At 72.4% G+C, this 1,542-nt stretch carries 2 protein-coding genes; one reads left to right on the top strand and one right to left on the bottom strand.

Going from position 1 to position 1,542, the window contains the following annotated elements; all coding sequences use genetic code 11:
• Positions 1-879 (bottom strand): MBL fold metallo-hydrolase (locus ACFFNX_RS49665; RefSeq protein ID WP_378213464.1); only part of this gene is annotated, 879 nt, incomplete at its 3' end.
• Positions 880-972: 93 nt separating this feature from the next.
• Here ACFFNX_RS49665 and ACFFNX_RS49660 point away from each other — a divergent pair.
• On the top strand, positions 973-1,542 hold a 570-nt coding region (locus ACFFNX_RS49660), incomplete at its 3' end, for a cupin domain-containing protein (protein ID WP_378213463.1).

Genomic DNA, 1,542 nt, shown 5'->3' with positions numbered 1-1,542 from the left:
CCCGCCGTCACGCCGGACCTCGGCCGCCCCGGCGCCGGCGAAGTGCGCGGGCACGACCAGCTCACGCGTGTCGGCGGCGCGTTCGAGTACGGCGCGGCGGGTGGCCGCCGCCTGCGCGGGGTCCTCGCAGAAGCAGCTGCTGTACGCGGGCCGGAGGATCTGCACGGGACTGTGCAGCAGGTCGCCGACGAACACGGCGCGGTCCGAGCCGGAGGACAGCCGGACGATCGAGGAGCCGGGGGTGTGGCCGGGCGCGGGCTCCAGCGAGAGGTTCCGGTCGATCCGGTACTCCCCCTCCCACCGCACGGCCCGGCCGAGCACGGGCGCGACGCTGTCGGTGTAGACGATGAGGCTCCCCTCCCGGCGGAGCCGGTCGCGCTCGTCGCGTACGGGGGGACGCCGGTGGGCGTTGCGGGGGTCGAAGTACTCCTGGTCGGCCCGCGGGATCAGGTACGTGGCGTTCGGGAACGCCGGAACCCACTCCTCACCCTCCCCCCGGGTGTTCCAGCCGACGTGGTCGTAGTGGATGTGCGTGTTGACGACGACGTCCACGTCCTCCGGCCGGACTCCGGCCTCGGCGAGCCGGTCCAGAAAGGGGGTCCGCAGATGGTCGAAGAGCGGGATCTGCGGCCGGTGCCGATCGTTGCCCACCCCGGTGTCGACGAGGACGACCTTGCCCTCACTGCGCAGCAGCCACGTCTGCACGGCGCCGCGGTACTCGTCGGTCTCGGGGTTCCAGTGGTCCGGGGCCAGCCAGGACCGGTTGTCCTGCCAGATCTCCGGCGTGCTGTCCGGGACGATGAGGCGGGCGGGGGCGATCTCGCCCTGCCACTCGACGACCTTCGTGACCTCGACCTCGCCCAGCTGAAAACCGCTCATGGGGCCACGTTAGGTCGCCGTCGATGCGCGTCTCAATGCTTGATATGCGCTCATCGATGTTCGATCGTCTCAGCTCTCGCTAGGATGCGGCTCATGGACGTGCTGAGCGACGTGATCGCGGTCATGCGCACCGGACGGCCGTCCTCCAACCGGCTCCGCCTGGGCTCCTTGGGCTGTTACCGCTTCGCGCCCTACGACGGGGCCGGTTTCCACGTGTTCCTGCGCGGCGCCGGATGGCTGATCACCGGACACGGAGGCCCCACGCCGGTCGGCCCCGGTGACGTCGTCCTGGTGCCGCACGGCGACGCGCACGTCCTTTCCGACTCCCCGCGTGCCGAGCACGCGGTCCCGTTCGAGACCGCGGTCGACGAGCCGGACGGGCCGATCGACGTGCTGTGCGGCAAGTATCGCCTCGACCGGACGCGGACGCACCCGGTGCTGGCACGGCTGCCCGAGGTCGTGCACCTCCCCGCCCAGGCCGGGCGGCACACCGGGCTTCGCGCGGCCATCGACCTGCTCGGCGGCGAGGTGAGCGGCCGACGGCCCGGCCGCGACGCGGCGGTGTCCGGCCTGCTCGATCTCCTGCTGGTCTACATGGTGCGCGGCTGGCTCGACGCCAACGCCGCGACCGGCTGGCCCCAGGCGTTGCGCGACCCCACGCTC

The sequence above is a fragment of the Actinoallomurus acaciae genome (assembly GCF_042429965.1).
In the GTDB taxonomy this organism is placed as follows: Bacteria; Actinomycetota; Actinomycetes; order Streptosporangiales; family Streptosporangiaceae; genus Actinoallomurus; species Actinoallomurus acaciae.
The sequence above is the reverse complement of the archived record's forward strand: the minus strand, read 5'-3'. Positions and strand labels throughout refer to the sequence as shown.